This window comes from Pseudomonas sp. S2_A10 (assembly GCF_054668465.1).
On sequence record NZ_CP162773.1, the window covers coordinates 2,900,731 to 2,917,040 of the forward strand.

At 60.8% G+C, this 16,310-nt stretch carries 17 protein-coding genes and 1 pseudogene; 9 read left to right on the plus strand and 9 right to left on the minus strand.

Translation table 11 applies throughout. The features are described 5' to 3' along the window. Positions 1-37: 37 nt before the first annotated feature. The 3 genes from AB4N41_RS13005 (at position 38) to tldD (ending at position 6,294) form a co-directional block, all read left to right on the plus strand. Entirely contained in the window at positions 38-3,841 is a 3,804-nt protein-coding gene (locus AB4N41_RS13005; RefSeq protein ID WP_252877450.1) for a YhdP family protein, read from the plus strand. A 145-nt stretch (positions 3,842-3,986) separates the two neighbouring features. Further along, complete coding sequence (locus tag AB4N41_RS13010) at positions 3,987-4,847, plus strand: carbon-nitrogen hydrolase family protein (RefSeq protein ID WP_236169664.1); 861 nt, start codon at positions 3,987-3,989, stop codon at positions 4,845-4,847. A gap of 4 nt (positions 4,848-4,851) precedes the next feature. Beyond that, positions 4,852-6,294 carry a metalloprotease TldD gene (gene tldD, locus AB4N41_RS13015; protein WP_016771693.1) on the plus strand — a complete coding sequence of 481 codons (1,443 nt, stop codon included), beginning with the start codon at positions 4,852-4,854 and terminating at the stop codon, positions 6,292-6,294. A 51-nt stretch (positions 6,295-6,345) separates the two neighbouring features. Here tldD and yjgA read toward each other — a convergent pair whose 3' ends face one another. Further along, on the minus strand, positions 6,346-6,870 hold the full coding sequence (gene yjgA, locus AB4N41_RS13020; RefSeq protein ID WP_016771692.1) for a ribosome biogenesis factor YjgA: 525 nt from the start codon (positions 6,868-6,870) through the stop codon (positions 6,346-6,348). A 108-nt stretch (positions 6,871-6,978) separates the two neighbouring features. Here yjgA and pmbA point away from each other — a divergent pair, with 108 nt between their 5' ends. From pmbA to AB4N41_RS13050, 6 genes and pseudogenes are all read left to right on the plus strand, one after another. After that, entirely contained in the window at positions 6,979-8,325 is a 1,347-nt protein-coding gene (pmbA, locus tag AB4N41_RS13025) for a metalloprotease PmbA (protein WP_024011613.1), read from the plus strand. A gap of 252 nt (positions 8,326-8,577) precedes the next feature. Beyond that, positions 8,578-8,658: pseudogene (locus AB4N41_RS13030) on the plus strand (FagA protein); the annotation flags it as partial. Further along, positions 8,643-8,768, plus strand: coding sequence for a hypothetical protein (locus tag AB4N41_RS13035; RefSeq protein ID WP_269085003.1), 126 nt, complete (start codon positions 8,643-8,645; stop codon positions 8,766-8,768). The pseudogene AB4N41_RS13030 and the gene AB4N41_RS13035, both read left to right, overlap by 16 nt. Before the next feature lie 27 nt (positions 8,769-8,795). Further along, the gene (locus tag AB4N41_RS13040; RefSeq protein ID WP_042608764.1) at positions 8,796-9,236 is read left to right on the plus strand and encodes a hypothetical protein; all 441 of its coding nucleotides are present in this window, start codon (positions 8,796-8,798) and stop codon (positions 9,234-9,236) included. 1 nt (position 9,237) lies between these two features. Then, on the plus strand, positions 9,238-9,849 hold the full coding sequence (locus tag AB4N41_RS13045) for a superoxide dismutase (protein ID WP_252877451.1): 612 nt from the start codon (positions 9,238-9,240) through the stop codon (positions 9,847-9,849). 29 nt (positions 9,850-9,878) lie between these two features. After that, positions 9,879-10,772, plus strand: a complete 894-nt coding sequence (locus AB4N41_RS13050) for a ZIP family metal transporter (RefSeq protein WP_252877452.1) — start codon at positions 9,879-9,881, stop codon at positions 10,770-10,772. Positions 10,773-10,806: 34 nt separating this feature from the next. Here AB4N41_RS13050 and AB4N41_RS13055 read toward each other — a convergent pair whose 3' ends face one another. From AB4N41_RS13055 to lptC, 8 genes are all read right to left on the minus strand, one after another. After that, positions 10,807-11,082, minus strand: a complete 276-nt coding sequence (locus AB4N41_RS13055; RefSeq protein ID WP_016771685.1) for an HPr family phosphocarrier protein — start codon at positions 11,080-11,082, stop codon at positions 10,807-10,809. A 15-nt stretch (positions 11,083-11,097) separates the two neighbouring features. Next, on the minus strand, positions 11,098-11,955 hold the full coding sequence (gene rapZ / locus AB4N41_RS13060; RefSeq protein WP_041477977.1) for an RNase adapter RapZ: 858 nt from the start codon (positions 11,953-11,955) through the stop codon (positions 11,098-11,100). Between the two features lie 2 nt (positions 11,956-11,957). Next, positions 11,958-12,422, minus strand: coding sequence for a PTS IIA-like nitrogen regulatory protein PtsN (gene ptsN / locus AB4N41_RS13065; RefSeq protein WP_041477978.1), 465 nt, complete (start codon positions 12,420-12,422; stop codon positions 11,958-11,960). An 11-nt stretch (positions 12,423-12,433) separates the two neighbouring features. Further along, a complete protein-coding gene (gene hpf, locus AB4N41_RS13070) occupies positions 12,434-12,742 on the minus strand; it encodes a ribosome hibernation-promoting factor, HPF/YfiA family (RefSeq protein WP_007912419.1) in 309 nt (102 codons plus the stop codon). Positions 12,743-12,815: 73 nt separating this feature from the next. Beyond that, the gene (locus AB4N41_RS13075; protein ID WP_252877453.1) at positions 12,816-14,306 is read right to left on the minus strand and encodes an RNA polymerase factor sigma-54; all 1,491 of its coding nucleotides are present in this window, start codon (positions 14,304-14,306) and stop codon (positions 12,816-12,818) included. 166 nt (positions 14,307-14,472) lie between these two features. Beyond that, positions 14,473-15,198: an LPS export ABC transporter ATP-binding protein gene (gene lptB, locus AB4N41_RS13080; protein ID WP_024011621.1), complete on the minus strand. Its 726-nt coding sequence runs from the start codon at positions 15,196-15,198 to the stop codon at positions 14,473-14,475. Next, positions 15,198-15,743, minus strand: a complete 546-nt coding sequence (gene lptA, locus AB4N41_RS13085) for a lipopolysaccharide transport periplasmic protein LptA (protein WP_016771679.1) — start codon at positions 15,741-15,743, stop codon at positions 15,198-15,200. The genes lptB and lptA overlap by 1 nt, the downstream gene beginning before the upstream one ends. Further along, positions 15,730-16,302 (minus strand): LPS export ABC transporter periplasmic protein LptC, encoded by a 573-nt coding sequence (lptC, locus tag AB4N41_RS13090; RefSeq protein WP_024011622.1) that lies wholly within the window; start codon positions 16,300-16,302, stop codon positions 15,730-15,732. Before lptC ends, lptA begins: the two co-directional genes overlap by 14 nt. Positions 16,303-16,310: the final 8 nt, after the last annotated feature.

The window sequence follows — 16,310 nt, forward strand, 5'->3', positions numbered from 1 at the left end:
GCTTTTCGCAGTTTTTTTGCCATGGGAGCCAACTGACATGGAGCGTCTGACACGCATTCTGGCCGCACTCACCCGCTGGGGGCTGGGCCTGTGCGCGTTGGTTCTGGTGTTGATGGCGTTGTACGTCAGCCTCGGCCGCGAGCTGACGCCACTGGTGGCCGAATACCGCGCCGACATCGAAGACAAGGCCAGCGCCGCCCTCGGCATGCCCTTGCAGATCGGTGAGCTGGAAGGCAACTGGAGCGGTTTCGCGCCGATCCTGCTGGCCCATGACGTGATGGTCGGCGACGGCGCCAACGCGCTGCGCCTCGACCGCGTACGGGTAGTGCCGGATATGTGGGGCAGCTTGCTCGCCCGCGAAGTCCGTCTCGCGCATATCGAACTCAACGGTTTGAAGATCAGCCTCAAGGAAGCCGAAGACGGTACCTGGGCGCTGGAAGGGCTGCCGGTGCAGAAGGATCAGCCGTTCGATGCGGCGCAACTGTTCCAGCGCTCGCAGATGATCAGACAATTGTCGGTGCTCGACAGCCAGGTGACCCTGCAACCGCTCGATCACCCGCCCATGACGCTCACCTATGTCGGCCTCAATCTGCGTACCGGCGCCAGCCGCCAGCGTCTCGACGCGCGTCTGACCTTGCCCGATGGCCAGCCTGTCGCGCTGAGCCTGCACAGCCAGCTGCGTCCCGATCAATGGCAGAACAGCGCCATCGAGGGTTATGCCAGCCTGCCGCAGAGCGACTGGGCGAAATGGCTTCCCGAACGCCTGACCCAGCAATGGAATTTTTCCGAGATCAAGGCCGGCGGTGAACTCTGGGTCGATTGGGCCGAAGGCGCGTTGCAAAGCGCCGCGTTGCGCTTGAATGCGCCGCAAGTGACCGGTGCCTACGCCGAGCGCAAGCCGATCCAGATCAACAATCTGGCGCTCAACGCCTATTACCGCAACACAGCCGAAGGGGTGAAAGTCACCCTCGATTCACTGGCGATGAGCTTCGGCGAAACCCGCTGGGAATCCCATGTGCAGGTGCAGCAGACTCGCGCCAGCGCCAAGGCTGAAGAGCTCTGGCATCTGCAGGCCGATCGCCTCGATCTGACCCCGATCACGCCGCTGCTCAATGCGCTGGGGCCGTTGCCACAAAGCTTCGCCACAGTGGTCGAGCGTTTGAAGGTAACCGGCGGCCTGCGTAATGTGCTGCTGGACTTCCGCCCGACCGCCACCGATGGCAGCAAATTCGGCTTTGCCGCCAACCTCGACAATGTCGGTTTCGATGCCTACCACGGCGCTCCGGCGGCGCGCAATGTCAGTGGCAGCCTGAGCGGCAACCTCGACGGCGGCGAGTTGCGCCTCGACAGCAAGGATTTCGTCCTGCACCTCGATCCGATTTTCGCCAAGCCATGGCAATACCTGCAGGCCAATGCGCGGCTGACCTGGAAGCTCGACAAGGATGGCTTCACCCTGATTGCGCCATACCTCAAGGTATTGGGCGAGGAGGGCAAGATTGCCGGCGATTTCCTCATTCGCCTGCACTTTGACCATAGCCAGGAAGACTACATGGACCTGCGCGTCGGCCTGGTTGATGGCGACGGTCGCTACACCGCGAAATACCTGCCGGCGGTGTTGAGCCCGGCGCTTGATGAGTGGCTGCGCACAGCGATCCTCAAAGGCGCAGTGGACCAGGGCTTCTTCCAGTATCAGGGCTCGCTGAGCAAGAACGCTGGCGAGGCTGATCGCAGCATCAGCCTGTTCTTCAAAGTGCACGACGCCGAGCTGGCCTTTCAGCCGGGCTGGCCGCATGTGAGCAAAGTCAGCGGCGATGTGTTCATCGAAGACAGCGGCGTGCGCATCTGGGCCAGCAAAGGCCAGTTGCTCGACACCCAAGTCAGCGATGTCTTCGTCAATATTCCTCATGTACCGGCCGGGCAGAACTCGCATTTGTTCCTGGATGGCGCATTTGCCGGTGGCCTGGGCGACGGCTTGAAGATTCTTCAGGATGCGCCGATCGGCACTGGTGAGACCTTTGCCGGTTGGGAGGGCGCGGGTGATCTGAATGGCAAGCTCAAGCTGGATATTCCGCTGGCCAAGGGCGAGCAGCCGAAAATCCTCGTCGATTTCAAAACGGCCAACGCGCGGCTGAAACTGGCCGAACCGAAGCTCGAACTGAGCCAGCTCAAGGGCGATTTCCGCTTCGACAGCAATAAAGGCCTCAGCGGCCAGAACATCTCTGCACGGGCCTTCGACAAACCGGTCACTGCGCAGATCTTCGCTGATGGCAGCCCCAACCAGATCAAGACCCGGGTTGCGGCGTCGGGGCAGGTTGAAGTGAAAAAGCTCACCGATTGGCTGGGCGTGACCCAGCCGTTGCCGGTGTCCGGGACGATTCCGTATCAGTTGCAGCTGAATCTTTCCGGGGCCGACAGCCAGTTGTTGGTCAGCTCCAGCCTCAAAGGCGTGGCGGTGGATCTGCCGGCGCCGTTCGGCATGACCGCCGATGTCGGACGCGACACGGTATTCCGCATGACCTTGCAAGGGCAGGAGCGGCGGTACTGGTTCAACTACGATCAACTGGCCAATTTCACTTTTGCCGCGCCGCCGAGCAATTTCGCCGACGGCCGTGGCGAACTGTTTCTCGGTGCTGGCGAAGCGGTGTTGCCGGGCGCCAAGGGCCTGCGCATACGCGGGGTGCTGTCGGAACTGGACGTCGCGCCGTGGCAGGATCTGGCCAGCAAGTACGCTGGCGGGGATCCGGGCGGCAGCGCCAAACAACTGCTCAGCAGTGCTGACATCAAGGTCGGCAAATTGACCGCGTTCGGCACCACGCTGGATCAGGCTTCGGTGCAGATCAATCGCAAGCCAGGCGCGTGGAACCTGGCGCTGGATAGCCAACAGGCCAAGGGCAGCGCCAGCCTGCCGGATGCCAAGGGCGTACCGATTGCGGTGAATCTGCAATACGTGAAACTGCCGGCGCCGGACCCGGCGGTGCAGGCTGACGAGAACGCGCCTGATCCATTGGCGTCGGTCGACCCGACGAAAATCCCGGCGCTGGATATCACCCTCAATCAGTTGTTCCTCGGCCCCGATCTGGTCGGTGGCTGGTCGCTGAAAGTGCGGCCGACCGCCAAGGGCATCGCGTTGAACAACCTCGACATGGGCCTCAAGGGTATCCTGCTGCAAGGCAACGGCGGCTGGGAAGGCGCGCCGGGGGCGACCAGCAGTTGGTACAAGGGCCGCATTGGCGGCAAGAATCTGGCCGACGTGCTCAAAGGCTGGGGCTTCGCGCCGAGCGTGACCAGCGAAGAATTCCATATGGATGTCGACGGCCGTTGGCCGGGCTCGCCGGCGTGGCTGGCGACCAAGCGCTTCTCCGGCACCCTCGATGCCTCGCTGAACAAAGGCCAGTTCGTTGAAGTGGAAGGCGGTGCTCAGGCGCTGCGGGTGTTCGGCCTGCTCAACTTCAACTCGATCGGCCGGCGCCTGCGTCTGGACTTCTCCGACCTGTTCGGCAAAGGCCTGAGCTACGACCGGGTCAAAGGTTTGCTGGTGGCGAACAATGGTGTCTACGTGACACGTGAGCCGATTCGCCTGACCGGGCCTTCGAGCAATCTGGAATTGGACGGCACGCTGGATCTGGTCGGTGACAAGGTCGATGCGAAATTGCTGGTGACACTGCCGGTGACCAACAACCTGCCGATCGCCGCGCTGCTCGTCGGCGCACCGGCGGTCGGCGGCGCGCTGTTCCTCATCGACAAGCTGATCGGCGACCGCGTCGCGCGCTTCGCCAGCGTCAAGTACACCGTCAAAGGCCCATGGAAAGAGCCGAAAATCACCTTCGACAAGCCTTTTTAACTAGCAGACATTACCCGTGTAGGAGCTGCCGAAGGCTCGGGCCGCGATCGGACGATCTTTTGATTTTGTTTTTCAATAGCCAGATCAAAAGATCGCAGCCTTCGGCAGCTCCTACACAGTCATATGCAAATCCCGGGGAGCGGCCATGTCTTTAGCGGTGATTCAAATGGTCAGCCAGAGCGACGTGCCGGCCAATCTGGCCCAGGCCCGGCGCCTGCTCGAACAGGCCGCCGCCGGCGGAGCGAAGCTCGCGGTGCTGCCGGAAAACTTCGCCGCCATGGGCCGTCGTGACGTCGCTGATATCGGCCGCGCCGAGGCCTTGGGCGAAGGGCCGATCCTGCCCTGGTTGAAACAGACCGCCCGCGACCTCACCTTATGGATAGTCGCCGGTACATTGCCGTTGCCACCGTTGGGTCAACCCACGGCCAAAGCCAATGCCTGCTCGTTGCTGATCAACGATAACGGTGAGATCGTCGCGCGCTATGACAAGCTGCATCTGTTCGATGTCGATGTCGCCGACAATCGCGGCCAATACCGTGAATCCGATGACTATGCTTATGGCGGTAATGTAGTGGTGGCGGATACGCCGGTGGGGCGAGTCGGTCTGAGTGTGTGTTACGACTTGCGTTTCCCGGAGCTGTACAGTGAATTGCGTGCCGCCGGTGCCGAATTGATTACCGCACCGTCGGCGTTTACGGCCGTAACCGGCGCCGCGCATTGGGATGTACTGATCCGTGCGCGGGCCATCGAAACACAGTGTTATATCCTCGCGGCCGCACAGGGCGGCAGCCATCCCGGACCGCGTGAAACCTTCGGGCATGCGGCGATTGTCGACCCGTGGGGGCGCGTACTGGCCCAACAGGATCAAGGCGAGGCGGTGTTGCTGGCCGCCCGCGACAGCGATGAACAAGCGTCCATCCGGGCGCGCATGCCGGTGACGCGTCATCGGCGGTTTTTCTCGCAGGGCGCCCAGCGGCCTGCTTCAGAACACGAATTTAAGGCGTAAACCTATGAGCGAGTTGTTGTCCTCAGTCAGTGATCACCTGTTGGCACCCGGCGGTGTCACGATCGAGAGCCTGCAAGGCGTGCTCGGCGATCTGGCCGGGCCGGGCATCGATGCCGCCGACCTGTATTTCCAGGGCCAGATTTCCGAGTCATGGGCGCTGGAAGACGGCATCGTCAAGGAAGGCAGCTTCAACCTCGATCAGGGTGTCGGCGTGCGTGCACAGTCCGGTGAGAAAACCGGTTTTGCCTACAGCAACGCGATCACCCTCGAGGCCCTCGGCGCAGCGGCCCGCGCCGCGCGTTCGATCTCCCGCGCCGGACAGAACGGCACCGTGCAGGCATTCACCAGCCAGGACGTCGCGCAACTGTACGCGCCGGATAACCCGCTGGAAGTGCTCAGCCGCGCGGAAAAAGTCGAGTTGCTCAAACGCATCGACGTCGCCACCCGCGCGCTCGACCCACGGATTCAGCAAGTCAGCGTGAGCATGGCCGGGGTTTGGGAGCGGATTCTGGTGGCCTCCACCGACGGTGGCCTGGCCGCCGACGTGCGACCGCTGGTGCGCTTCAATGTCAGCGTCATCGTTGAGCAGAACGGCCGGCGCGAACGCGGCGGGCATGGCGGCGGCGGGCGTACCGATTACCGCTACTTCCTCGCCGAAGACCGCGCCATGGGTTATGCCCGCGAAGCGCTGCGCCAGGCACTGGTCAACCTTGAAGCAATTCCAGCGCCGGCCGGTACCTTGCCGGTGGTGCTGGGTTCCGGCTGGTCCGGGGTGCTGTTGCACGAAGCGGTCGGTCACGGTCTGGAAGGCGATTTCAACCGCAAGGGCAGCTCGGCCTACAGCGGGCGCATGGGTGAAATGGTTGCCTCCAAGCTATGCACCATCGTCGATGACGGCACCTTGAGCGGCCGTCGCGGTTCGCTGAGCGTCGATGACGAAGGCACACCAACCGAGTGCACCACGCTGATCGAAAACGGCGTGCTCAAGGGCTACATGCAAGACAAGCTCAATGCGCGGCTGATGGGCGTGGCGCGCACCGGTAACGGTCGTCGCGAATCCTATGCGCATCTGCCGATGCCACGCATGACCAACACCTACATGCTCGGTGGCGAAAGTGATCCGGCGGAAATCATCGCTTCGGTGAAGAAGGGCATCTACTGCGCCAACCTCGGCGGCGGTCAGGTCGATATCACCAGCGGCAAGTTCGTGTTCTCGACGAGCGAGGCTTATCTGATCGAGGACGGCAAGATCACCGCACCGGTCAAAGGCGCGACATTGATCGGCAACGGCCCCGAGGCGATGAGCCGGGTGTCGATGGTTGGTAACGATCTGGCGCTGGATAGCGGTGTGGGTACGTGCGGTAAGGATGGGCAGTCGGTGCCGGTGGGTGTCGGCCAGCCAACGCTGAAAATCGATGCGATTACCGTGGGTGGCACGGGCGCATAAGAACGGTGGGGCTTTCGGGTGGCGCGCAGGACGGCCACCCGGTGGCGATTTTCAACGCAGGCCGCGTTGAGTCTCGTCCAGCTCCCGAATGTATTTGAAGATCTTGCGGCTCGAAGCAGGTGGTTTGTTTTGCGCAACCTCATGCTGGGCCTGACGGATCAGGGAACGCAATTGCTGGCGATCGGCGTCCGGGTACTCGATGACGAATTTCTCCAGCACGGCGTCATCGCCCGCGATCAGGCGGTCACGCCAGCGTTCCAGATTATGGAAACGCTCGTTGTACTGGCGAGTGGAGGCATCGAGTTGATCGAGCAGAGTCAGAATCGCGTCAGTGTCCTGGTCGCGCATCAGTTTGCCGATGAACTGCAAATGCCGTTTACGCGCGATGTTCGCGGTGTGCTTGGGCGCATCGGCCAATGCCCGGCGCAAAGCGTCGGTCAACGGCAGTTTGGCGACCAGATCAGGCTTGAGTGTGGTCAGGCGCTCGCCGAGGTCAACCAGCGCATGCAACTCGCGTTTGACCTGAGATTTGCTTTTTTCTCCCGTATCGAGGGAGTCGTCGTAAGAATCAACCATGGTGGCAGTCCGCAAAGAAACGCCGCCATGATAACCAGTCGGGGGCCGCTTGTCCGGCCCGGTCGCTCGATGACCCCAGCCGAAAGCAGAATTTGAGTGGAGATGAGCATGAGTGCAGTTCAAAGCGTCGGCCCGCAGGCATTGCCGGCACTGCAAGAACAGGTCGAGCAGATCATCGCCGAAGCCAAGCGCCAGGGCGCCAGCGCCTGTGAAGTCGCGGTGTCGCTGGAGCAGGGGCTGTCGACCTCGGTGCGTCAGCGCGAGGTCGAAACCGTTGAATTCAATCGTGATCAGGGTTTTGGCATCACCCTGTACGTCGGCCAGCGCAAAGGCTCGGCCAGCACCTCGGCCACCGGGCCGGAGGCGATTCGTGAAACCGTCGCTGCAGCACTCGCGATCGCCAAACACACCTCCGAGGACGAAGCCTCGGGTCTGGCCGACGCCGCACTGATGGCCAGGGATGTGCAGGACTTCGACCTGTTCCACGAATGGGACATCACCCCGGAACAGGCCATTGAGAAGGCTTTGCTCTGCGAGGCAGCGGCGTTCGATGCCGATGCGCGGATCAAGAACGCCGACGGCACCACCCTCAGCACCCATCAGGGCTGCCGGGTTTATGGCAACAGCCACGGTTTCATCGGCGGTTACGCGTCGACCCGGCACAGCCTGAGTTGCGTGATGATCGCCGAAGCTGACGGGCAGATGCAGCGCGATTACTGGTATGACGTCAATCGCCAGGGCAGTCTGCTCGCCGATCCGGTGAGCATCGGCCAGCGTGCAGCGCAACGGGCGGCGAGCCGTCTGGGCGCGCGTCCGGTGCCGACCTGTGAAGTGCCGGTGCTGTTTTCCGCTGAGCTGGCGGGCGGTCTGTTCGGCAGCTTCCTCTCGGCAGTATCCGGCGGCAGTCTGTATCGCAAATCGTCGTTTCTCGAAGGCACACTGGGGCAGAAGCTGTTCCCGGAATGGCTGACCATTGATGAGCGTCCGCATCTGATGCGTGCCATGGGCAGTGCTTCCTACGACGGTGATGGCCTGGCAACTTACGCGAAACCATTCGTCGAAAAGGGCGAGTTGGTCTCCTACATCCTCGGCACCTATTCCGGGCGCAAACTGGGCATGCCGAGCACCGCCAACGCGGGCGGGGTGCACAACCTGTTCGTCACCCACGGTGATGAGGATCAGGCAGCGCTGTTGAAGCGCATGGGCCGAGGACTGCTGGTCACCGAGTTGATGGGCCACGGCCTGAACATGGTCACCGGTGACTATTCGCGCGGTGCGGCGGGCTTCTGGGTCGAGAACGGCGAGATCCAGTTCGCCGTGCAGGAAGTGACCATCGCCGGCAACATGCGCGACATGTTCAAGCAGATTGTCGCAGTGGGTAATGATCTGGAACTGCGCAGCAACATTCGCACCGGGTCTGTGTTGATCGAGCGGATGACTGTCGCCGGCAGCTAAGCCGCGAATCCGCCAACAAAAAAAGGCGCGCCATCCGTTGTGGATGGCGCGCCTTTTTTATTCGCTTCGCACAAATCCCCTGTGGGAGCGAGCCTGCTCGCGAAAGCGGTGGATCAGTTGCAAATGTGCTGGCTGACACGGCGCATTCGCGAGCAGGCTCGCTCCCACAAATGAACAGCGCAAACTCGAACGCTTGTTTTGGTTCTCATTATCATCTAATAATAAATCTCATTACCGAACGAATCACGGATCATGAGTTCTGCCTTGTACGAGCAGCCCTATCTCGAAAGCCGGCGCTGGATGAGTCGCCAGATCCGTTGCGCGCTAAAGCCTGCAAGGAAGGCCGCGCGGTGATCGACGTCGCCCTGGAACACACCGACCTGTCGCGCAGCCAGCTGGAAGAGTTGCTCAACCCCGAGAAACTCACCGCCGGCGGCGTGTAAACCCCGCAACCGCTTTGGAGGCTCACCATGGAGCACTGGAAACGCACGATCGAACGGGCCAATCGCTGCTTCATGCTGGGCGAACTGATCGACGCCCGAGAGGCTTACCTGCAAGCCCTGGCCCTGGCGCAAGTGTTGTTCGAACGCTGGGCGGATGCCGACGAAGCGGTGGCGGCCTGCGTCGTCTCACATCACAACCTGGCTGACCTGCATCTGCGCCTGAACCAACCGGAGGAGAGCGCCGAATATCTCTGTGCCATCCATCAACGTTTGTTGCAGACCATGCAGGACGAGCGCTTGCGTCCGGCCCTGCGTGAGGCGGCGCTGCGCCAGAGCAGCAAGACCTATGTCGAACTGTTGAATTTCATCAGCGAGCACGGCGAATACCCACGCACCCAGCGCCTGCTGCATCCGGACACCGGCAATGCCCGCCGCGCCTCAACTTCTCATCAGTATGGAGTCCATTGAAATGGCTTTTACCTTGCCTGCCTTGCCTTACGCCTACGATGCCCTCGAGCCGCACATCGATGCGCAGACCATGGAAATCCATTACACCAAGCATCACCAGACCTACATCAACAACCTCAACGCCGCCGTGGAAGGCACCGAGTTCGCCGAGTGGCCGGTGGAAAAACTCGTCGCCAGCGTGCAGCAACTGCCGGAAAAACTTCGCGCGGCGGTGATCAATCAGGGCGGCGGCCACGCCAACCATTCGCTGTTCTGGGAAGTGATGGTGCCCAACGGTGGCGGCAAGCCCGACGGCGCGCTGGCCAAGGCTATCGACGAGCAACTGGGCGGACTCGACAGTTTCAAGGAAGCGTTCACCAAAGCCGCGCTGACCCGTTTTGGCAGCGGCTGGGCGTGGCTGAGCGTGACACCGGATAAAAAACTGGTCGTGGAAAGCAGCGGCAACCAGGACAGCCCGTTGATGAACGGCAACACCCCGATCCTTGGCCTCGATGTCTGGGAGCACGCTTACTACCTGCGTTACCAGAACCGTCGCCCGGAATACATCAACGCGTTCTACAACGTGATCAACTGGCCGGAAGTTGCTGCGCGCTATCAGGCCGCACTGGTTTAAGCCTTCAATAAAAACAATCAGGGCTGACTATGGGCACGGAAACACTGGCGATTGGCAGTGGGCGCATGTTTCGTTACGCGGTGGGTTCGCTGTTGCTGTTGGCGGGTATGACTTTACTGGTCGCCCACGCTTTGCAATGGCTGAATCTGGAACCGAGGCTGTTACGTGCCTTGCAGGGCGGTGCCATCTGCGCCTTGGGCACGGCGCTTGGCGCGGTGCCGGTGCTGGTGATCCGGCGCATGCCGCAGGCACTCAGCGACACCTTGCTGGGATTTGGTGCGGGAGTGATGCTGGCGGCGACGGCGTTTTCGCTGATCGTGCCGGGCATAGCTGCAGCTGAGAGCCTTGGCCTGACGCCGTGGGCCGCCAGTGGCCTGATCTGCTTCGGCATCCTGCTCGGTGCGTTCGGTCTGTATCTGGTGGATCGGCGCATTTGCGGTGCCTCGCCGGAGATGCTCGTCGGCACGTTGGAGCATCCGGTGATTCCACCGCGAATCTGGCTGTTCGTGTTCGCCATCATCGCGCACAACATTCCGGAAGGCATGGCGGTTGGCGTATCTGCCGGAGGCGGGATGGCGGACGCCGACAGTCTGGCGATGGGCATTGCGTTGCAGGATGTGCCGGAAGGACTGGTGATTGCTCTGGTGCTCGCCGGGGCGGGAATGTCGCGGGTCAGAGCGTTTCTGATCGGCGCGGCGTCGGGGCTGGTCGAACCGGTATTTGCGCTGCTGTGTGCGTGGCTCGTGAGTCTGGCTCAGGTGCTGCTGCCGCTGGGGCTGGCACTGGCGGCGGGGGCGATGTTGCTGGTGGTGACCCACGAAGTGATCCCGGAATCGCGCCGTCATGGGTATGACAAGCTGGCGAGTCTGGGCCTTCTGATCGGGTTTTGTCTGATGATGGTGATGGATACGGCGTTGGGGTGAATGGAGGCGAGGAACAGTGTCCCCGCCTCAAGGATTATTCACCTTCGTCGAAATACCTTTCGATCAGATCGACCAATGCGTCCATGGCTTCCTGAGCCTGTTCGCCTTCGGTGCTTAAATGGATCTTGGTGCCTTTACCCGCCGCGAGCATCATCATAGCCATGATGCTCTTGCCGTCGACAGTCGTTTCAGGTGTGCGTCCCACTCGGATCGTGCAGTCTGGATACTGACCCGCCACGCCGACAAATTTGGCCGATGCCCGGGCATGCAGGCCCAGCTTATTGATGATTTCGATTTCACGAGCAGGCATCGCGGTGTAAATCCTTTAGGTGAGGTCGCGGTGGCGAACCTGGACGTTCTTCAGGGTTTTCTGCAGGGCCTGACCCAGTCGTTCGGTCAGGTAGACGGAGCGGTGATGCCCGCCGGTGCAGCCAATGGCAATGGTGACGTAGGCGCGGTTGCTGGCGGCGAAGCGTGGTAGCCACTTGTTCAGGTAGGCGTAGATGTCCTGATACATTTCTTCGACATCCGGCTGCTGCGCCAGGTACTCGGCCACCGGTGCATCAAGGCCCGATTGCGCACGCAGTTCCGGTTTCCAGTACGGATTGGGCAGGCAGCGCACGTCGAACACCAGGTCGGCGTCGACCGGCATGCCGCGCTTGAAGCCGAACGACTCGACCAGAAACGCCGTACCGGGCTCCGGTTGATTCAACAGGCGCAACTTGATGGTGTCGCGCAGTTGATACAGATTCAGACTGGTGGTGTTGATCTTCAGGTCGGCCAGATCGGCGATCGGACCGAGCAGGGCGGTTTCGTCGTGAATCGCCTCGGCCAGTGAGCGATTGGCGTTGCTCAGCGGGTGACGACGACGGGTCTCGGAAAAACGCTTGAGCAGGGTTTCTTCATCGGCGTCCAGGTACAGCACATCGCACTTGATATGCTTGGCACGCACGTCTTCGAGCAACTCAGGGAAACGTGACAGATGGCTGGGCAGGTTGCGCGCATCGATCGACACGGCGACCAGCGGCTGCGCCAGTTCTGTGTGAATCAGCGCTCGCTCGGCCAGTTCCGGCAGCAAACCGGCCGGCAGATTGTCGATGCAGTAGTAGCCGTTGTCCTCAAGGACATTCAGGGCGGTACTTTTACCCGAGCCCGAACGGCCACTGACAATGATCAAACGCATGATTAGTGCCCGTTCTGCTCGTCCAGTACAACCTGGTACAAGGCTTCATTGCTCGGAGCGCTGCGCAATTTGTCGCGCACTTCCTTGCGGTCGAGCATGCTGGCGATCTGGCGCAACAACTCCAGATGCGCGTCGGTTGCGGCTTCCGGGACCAGCAGTACGAACAACAGGTCCACCGGAGCGCCGTCGATGGCGTCGAAATCGATCGGGGCTTCGAGGTGCAGCAGGGCGCTCACTGGCCCCGCGCAGCCCTTGAGGCGGCAGTGGGGAATGGCGATGCCGTTGCCAAAACCGGTGGAGCCGAGTTTTTCACGGGCGATCAGCGCCTCGAAGACATCCTGCATCGCCAGATCCGGCACTTCGCGGTGGATCAGGTTGGCAATCTGTTCGAGGGCTTTTTTCTTGCTGCCGCCCGGCGCGTTCACTTGGGAACGGCCGGGGGTCAGGATGGTTTCAAGTCGGATCATGGATAGGGGTGTTAACGACCGGTCGCGCCCTGGAGGAGGCTCTGGGTCTTTTCCTTATGCTTTTTGAGTTGGCGATCCAGCTTGTCGGTAAGTGAGTCGATCGCAGCGTACATGTCGGTATCTTCTGCGTTTGCGACCACTTCACTGCCGGGAATATGCAAGGTGGCTTCGATCTTCTGTTTCAGCTTTTCGACGCACATCGTGACCTGCACGTTGGTGATCTTGTCGAAATGTCGCTCCAGTCGCTGGAGTTTTTCCTCGATGTAGGAACGCAGAGGTTGGGTCACTTCCAGTTGGTGTCCACTGATGTTGACTTGCATACAGCTTCTCCTTCGTTGCCAGTGCATAAAGCGGCAGGCCGAAAAGCCTGCCACTGGAACGCTGTAACGTGGCTTACATCAACCGCTTGCGTTCGCTCGAAGGCGCGATTCCGAGGGATTCGCGGTACTTGGCGACGGTGCGGCGAGCCACCTGAATGCCTTGTGCCTCCAGTAAACCAGCGATCTTGCTGTCACTCAACGGCTTTTTCTGATTTTCCGCAGCGACCAGTTTCTTGATGATCGCGCGGATCGCCGTGGACGAGCATTCGCCGCCTTCGGAGGTGCTGACGTGGCTGGAGAAAAAGTATTTCAGCTCATAAATACCGCGCGGGGTATGCATGAATTTTTGTGTGGTCACCCGGGAAATCGTCGATTCGTGCATGCCGACCGCTTCGGCGATGTCATGCAATACCAACGGCTTCATTGCTTCGTCGCCGTATTCGAGGAAGCCGCGCTGATGTTCGACGATCTGCGTGGCCACTTTCATCAGGGTTTCGTTGCGGCTCTGCAGGCTCTTGATGAACCAGCGCGCTTCCTGCAACTGGTTGCGCATGAAAGTGTTGTCGGCGCTGGTGTCGGCGCGCTTCACAAAACCGGCGTACTGGGCGTTGACGCGCAGGCGAGGCACCGATTCCTGGTTCAGCTCGACCAGCCAGCGCTCGTTGTCCTTGCGCACGATCACGTCGGGAATCACGTATTCGGCTTCGGTCGACTCGATCTGTGAGCCGGGACGCGGATTGAGGCTCTGCACCAGTTCGATGACCTGGCGCAGCTCGTCTTCCTTGAGCTTCATGCGCCGCATCAACTGGCTGTAATCGCGGCTGCCGAGCAGGTCGATGTAATCGGCGACAAGCCGCTTGGCCTCGGTCAGCCACGGCGTCTTCGCGGGCAGCTGGCGCAATTGCAGCAGCAGGCATTCGCTGAGGTTGCGGGCGCCGATACCAGCGGGCTCGAATTGCTGGATGCGATGCAGGACGGCTTCGATTTCGTCGAGCTCGATGTCCAGTTCCGGATCGAACGCTTCAAGAATTTCTTCGAGTGTTTCGTCCAGATAGCCCTGATTGTTGATGCAGTCGATCAGGGTGACAGCGATCAGGCGATCGGTGTCGGACATCGGCGCCAGGTTCAGTTGCCAGAGCAGATGGCTTTGCAGGCTCTCGCCGGCGGACGTGCGGGTGGTGAAATCCCACTCATCGTCATCGCTGCTGGGCAGGCTGCTGGCGCTGGTCTGGTAAACGTCTTCCCAGACGGTATCCACTGGCAGTTCATTGGGGATGCGCTCGTTCCAATCGCCATCCTCGAGGTTATCCACCGTCGGGGCGGTTTCCTGGTAGGAGGGTTCCTGGATTTCGGCGGGCTTCTGTTCGGCGTTGTCGGCCAGCGGATCGGCGTTGTCGAAGTCGTCGCCTTCTTCCTGGCGCTCGAGCATCGGATTGGATTCCAGAGCCTCCTGGATCTCCTGTTGCAGGTCCAGGGTCGACAATTGGAGCAGGCGGATGGCCTGTTGCAGCTGCGGTGTCATCGTCAGCTGCTGGCCCATTCTCAAGACTAGCGATGGTTTCATGGCAGGGGCTTAACACCTTATTCGCCGGCGCTTTGCGCCATCCACTACAGGGCGCCGAAGCGCCAAACTTAAGCAAATTATATGCCTGAAACTGAAGTGTTTGCCTAGAGCGCTGTAACAATTAAAGCGGATAAATGCGCCTTGAATCGATACAGCGCTGTCGCGCTTACAGGCGGAACTCGTGACCCAGATACACTTCCTTGACCAGATCGTTGGCCAGGATGGTCTCGGCATCGCCTTCAGCGATCAGTTGACCGTCGTTGACGATGTAAGCGGTTTCGCAAATGTCCAGCGTCTCACGCACGTTGTGGTCGGTGATCAGCACACCGATGCCCTTGGCCTTGAGGTGATGGATGATCTGCTTGATGTCGCCGACCGAGATCGGGTCAACGCCGGCGAACGGTTCGTCGAGCAGTATGAATTTCGGTGCCGTCGCCAGGGCGCGAGCGATTTCCACCCGGCGGCGTTCACCACCGGACAGGCTCATGCCGAGGTTGTCGCGGATGTGGCTGATGTGGAATTCCTGCAGCAGGCTTTCCAGCTCCTTGCGACGACCGGCCTTGTCCAGCTCCGGGCGGGTCTCGAGGATCGCCATGATGTTGTCGGCGACCGACAGTTTACGGAAGATCGACGCTTCTTGCGGCAGATAGCCGATACCGGCCTTGGCGCGGCCGTGCATCGGCTGGTGGCTGACGTCCAGATCATCGATCAGCACACGGCCCTGATCAGCCTGCACCAAGCCGACGATCATGTAGAAGCACGTCGTCTTGCCGGCGCCGTTCGGGCCGAGCAAGCCGACGATCTGCCCGCTGTCGATCGACAGGCTGACGTCACGCACGACCTGGCGGCTTTTATAGGCCTTGGCCAGGTGCTGAGCTTTCAGAGTTGCCATTACTGGGATTTCTCTTCGGTTTTCTTCTTCGGCTGGATCACCATGTCGATGCGCGGACGCGATTCGGTGACCTTGCTGCCTGTGGCGCGACCGGCGCTGGCCAGCTTCTTCACGGTGTCGTAGACGATTTTTTCGCCCTGGGTGACGTTGTTATCCTTGTCGATAACCTTGGCCTTGTCGATCAGCACCACCCGGTTCTGCTGGGCGTGGTATTGAATCGTCACGCCGTAGCCCTTGACCGGGTTGGCGTCGCCCTGGGTCTGCAACTGCTCGAAGTAAGCCAGGTTGCCTACCGAGGTCACCACGTCGATGTCGCCATTGGGCGCGCGCGTCATGGTCACGGTGTTGCCTTTAACGATCATCGAGCCCTGGGTAATGATCACGTCACCTTTATAGGTGGCGATGCCATTCTTGTCGTCCAGTTGGGCGTCGTCGGCCTGAATGCGGATAGGCTGCTGCTGATCGTTCGGCAGGGACCAGGCGCTCGCGCTTCCCAGTGCTGCGCCCAGACTGAGCAAAATAGGGAGGGTTTTAACGAGCCTCATACTGTCCTCTTACGTTCGATTGCAGGTGTATCCTGCTGTCCTTCAGGTACGCTTTCATTCCGACGCCAGTCGATACGCCGCCAGCGCCCTCGATTCTAACGGGTTGCGCGGTCTGCGCATATTCTTGCTGCGGGAACACGGTCATGCGGGTGCTGGTGATCAGGGTGCCGCGCTGTTTCTCATCGGTGCGCTGTACGCGGACCGAATCGATCAATTCAACTTCGGTGCCGCCCGAATTCACTTCGCCGCGCTCGCTGGTCACGTGCCACGGGAAGTCGGTGCCGCGGTACATGTTCAAATCAGGCTTGGTTACCAGAGTGACATCGGTGGCCTTGACGTGCTCGGCCTTGTCGGAGGTCATCTCGTACTGCACCTTGCCGTCGGGCAGGTACTGAATGGTGTGCGTGTTGGTCGCGTACCAGTCGATCGGATTCTCGGCGGCCGAGACCGGCGGCTTGTCGAGGAAGCGCTCCGGGCTGATGTTCCAGTAGCCCACCGCAGCGAAAATCGCCGCGATGCAGCCGAACAGCAGGAAATTGCGAAACTTTTTGCTAAACATGGTCAGGC

Bases quoted from the DNA above. Each gene is read 5' to 3' on its own strand.
- AB4N41_RS13005 (WP_252877450.1), top strand. From the start codon at position 38: ATGGAGCGTCTGACACGCATTCTGGCCGCACTCACCCGCTGGGGGCTG.
- AB4N41_RS13010 (WP_236169664.1), top strand. From the start codon at position 3,987: ATGTCTTTAGCGGTGATTCAAATGGTCAGCCAGAGCGACGTGCCGGCC.
- tldD (WP_016771693.1), top strand. From the start codon at position 4,852: ATGAGCGAGTTGTTGTCCTCAGTCAGTGATCACCTGTTGGCACCCGGC.
- yjgA (WP_016771692.1), bottom strand. From the start codon at position 6,870: ATGGTTGATTCTTACGACGACTCCCTCGATACGGGAGAAAAAAGCAAA.
- pmbA (WP_024011613.1), top strand. From the start codon at position 6,979: ATGAGTGCAGTTCAAAGCGTCGGCCCGCAGGCATTGCCGGCACTGCAA.
- AB4N41_RS13040 (WP_042608764.1), top strand. From the start codon at position 8,796: ATGGAGCACTGGAAACGCACGATCGAACGGGCCAATCGCTGCTTCATG.
- AB4N41_RS13045 (WP_252877451.1), top strand. From the start codon at position 9,238: ATGGCTTTTACCTTGCCTGCCTTGCCTTACGCCTACGATGCCCTCGAG.
- AB4N41_RS13050 (WP_252877452.1), top strand. From the start codon at position 9,879: ATGGGCACGGAAACACTGGCGATTGGCAGTGGGCGCATGTTTCGTTAC.
- AB4N41_RS13055 (WP_016771685.1), bottom strand. From the start codon at position 11,082: ATGCCTGCTCGTGAAATCGAAATCATCAATAAGCTGGGCCTGCATGCC.
- rapZ (WP_041477977.1), bottom strand. From the start codon at position 11,955: ATGCGTTTGATCATTGTCAGTGGCCGTTCGGGCTCGGGTAAAAGTACC.
- ptsN (WP_041477978.1), bottom strand. From the start codon at position 12,422: ATGATCCGACTTGAAACCATCCTGACCCCCGGCCGTTCCCAAGTGAAC.
- hpf (WP_007912419.1), bottom strand. From the start codon at position 12,742: ATGCAAGTCAACATCAGTGGACACCAACTGGAAGTGACCCAACCTCTG.
- AB4N41_RS13075 (WP_252877453.1), bottom strand. From the start codon at position 14,306: ATGAAACCATCGCTAGTCTTGAGAATGGGCCAGCAGCTGACGATGACA.
- lptB (WP_024011621.1), bottom strand. From the start codon at position 15,198: ATGGCAACTCTGAAAGCTCAGCACCTGGCCAAGGCCTATAAAAGCCGC.
- lptA (WP_016771679.1), bottom strand. From the start codon at position 15,743: ATGAGGCTCGTTAAAACCCTCCCTATTTTGCTCAGTCTGGGCGCAGCA.
- lptC (WP_024011622.1), bottom strand. From the start codon at position 16,302: ATGTTTAGCAAAAAGTTTCGCAATTTCCTGCTGTTCGGCTGCATCGCG.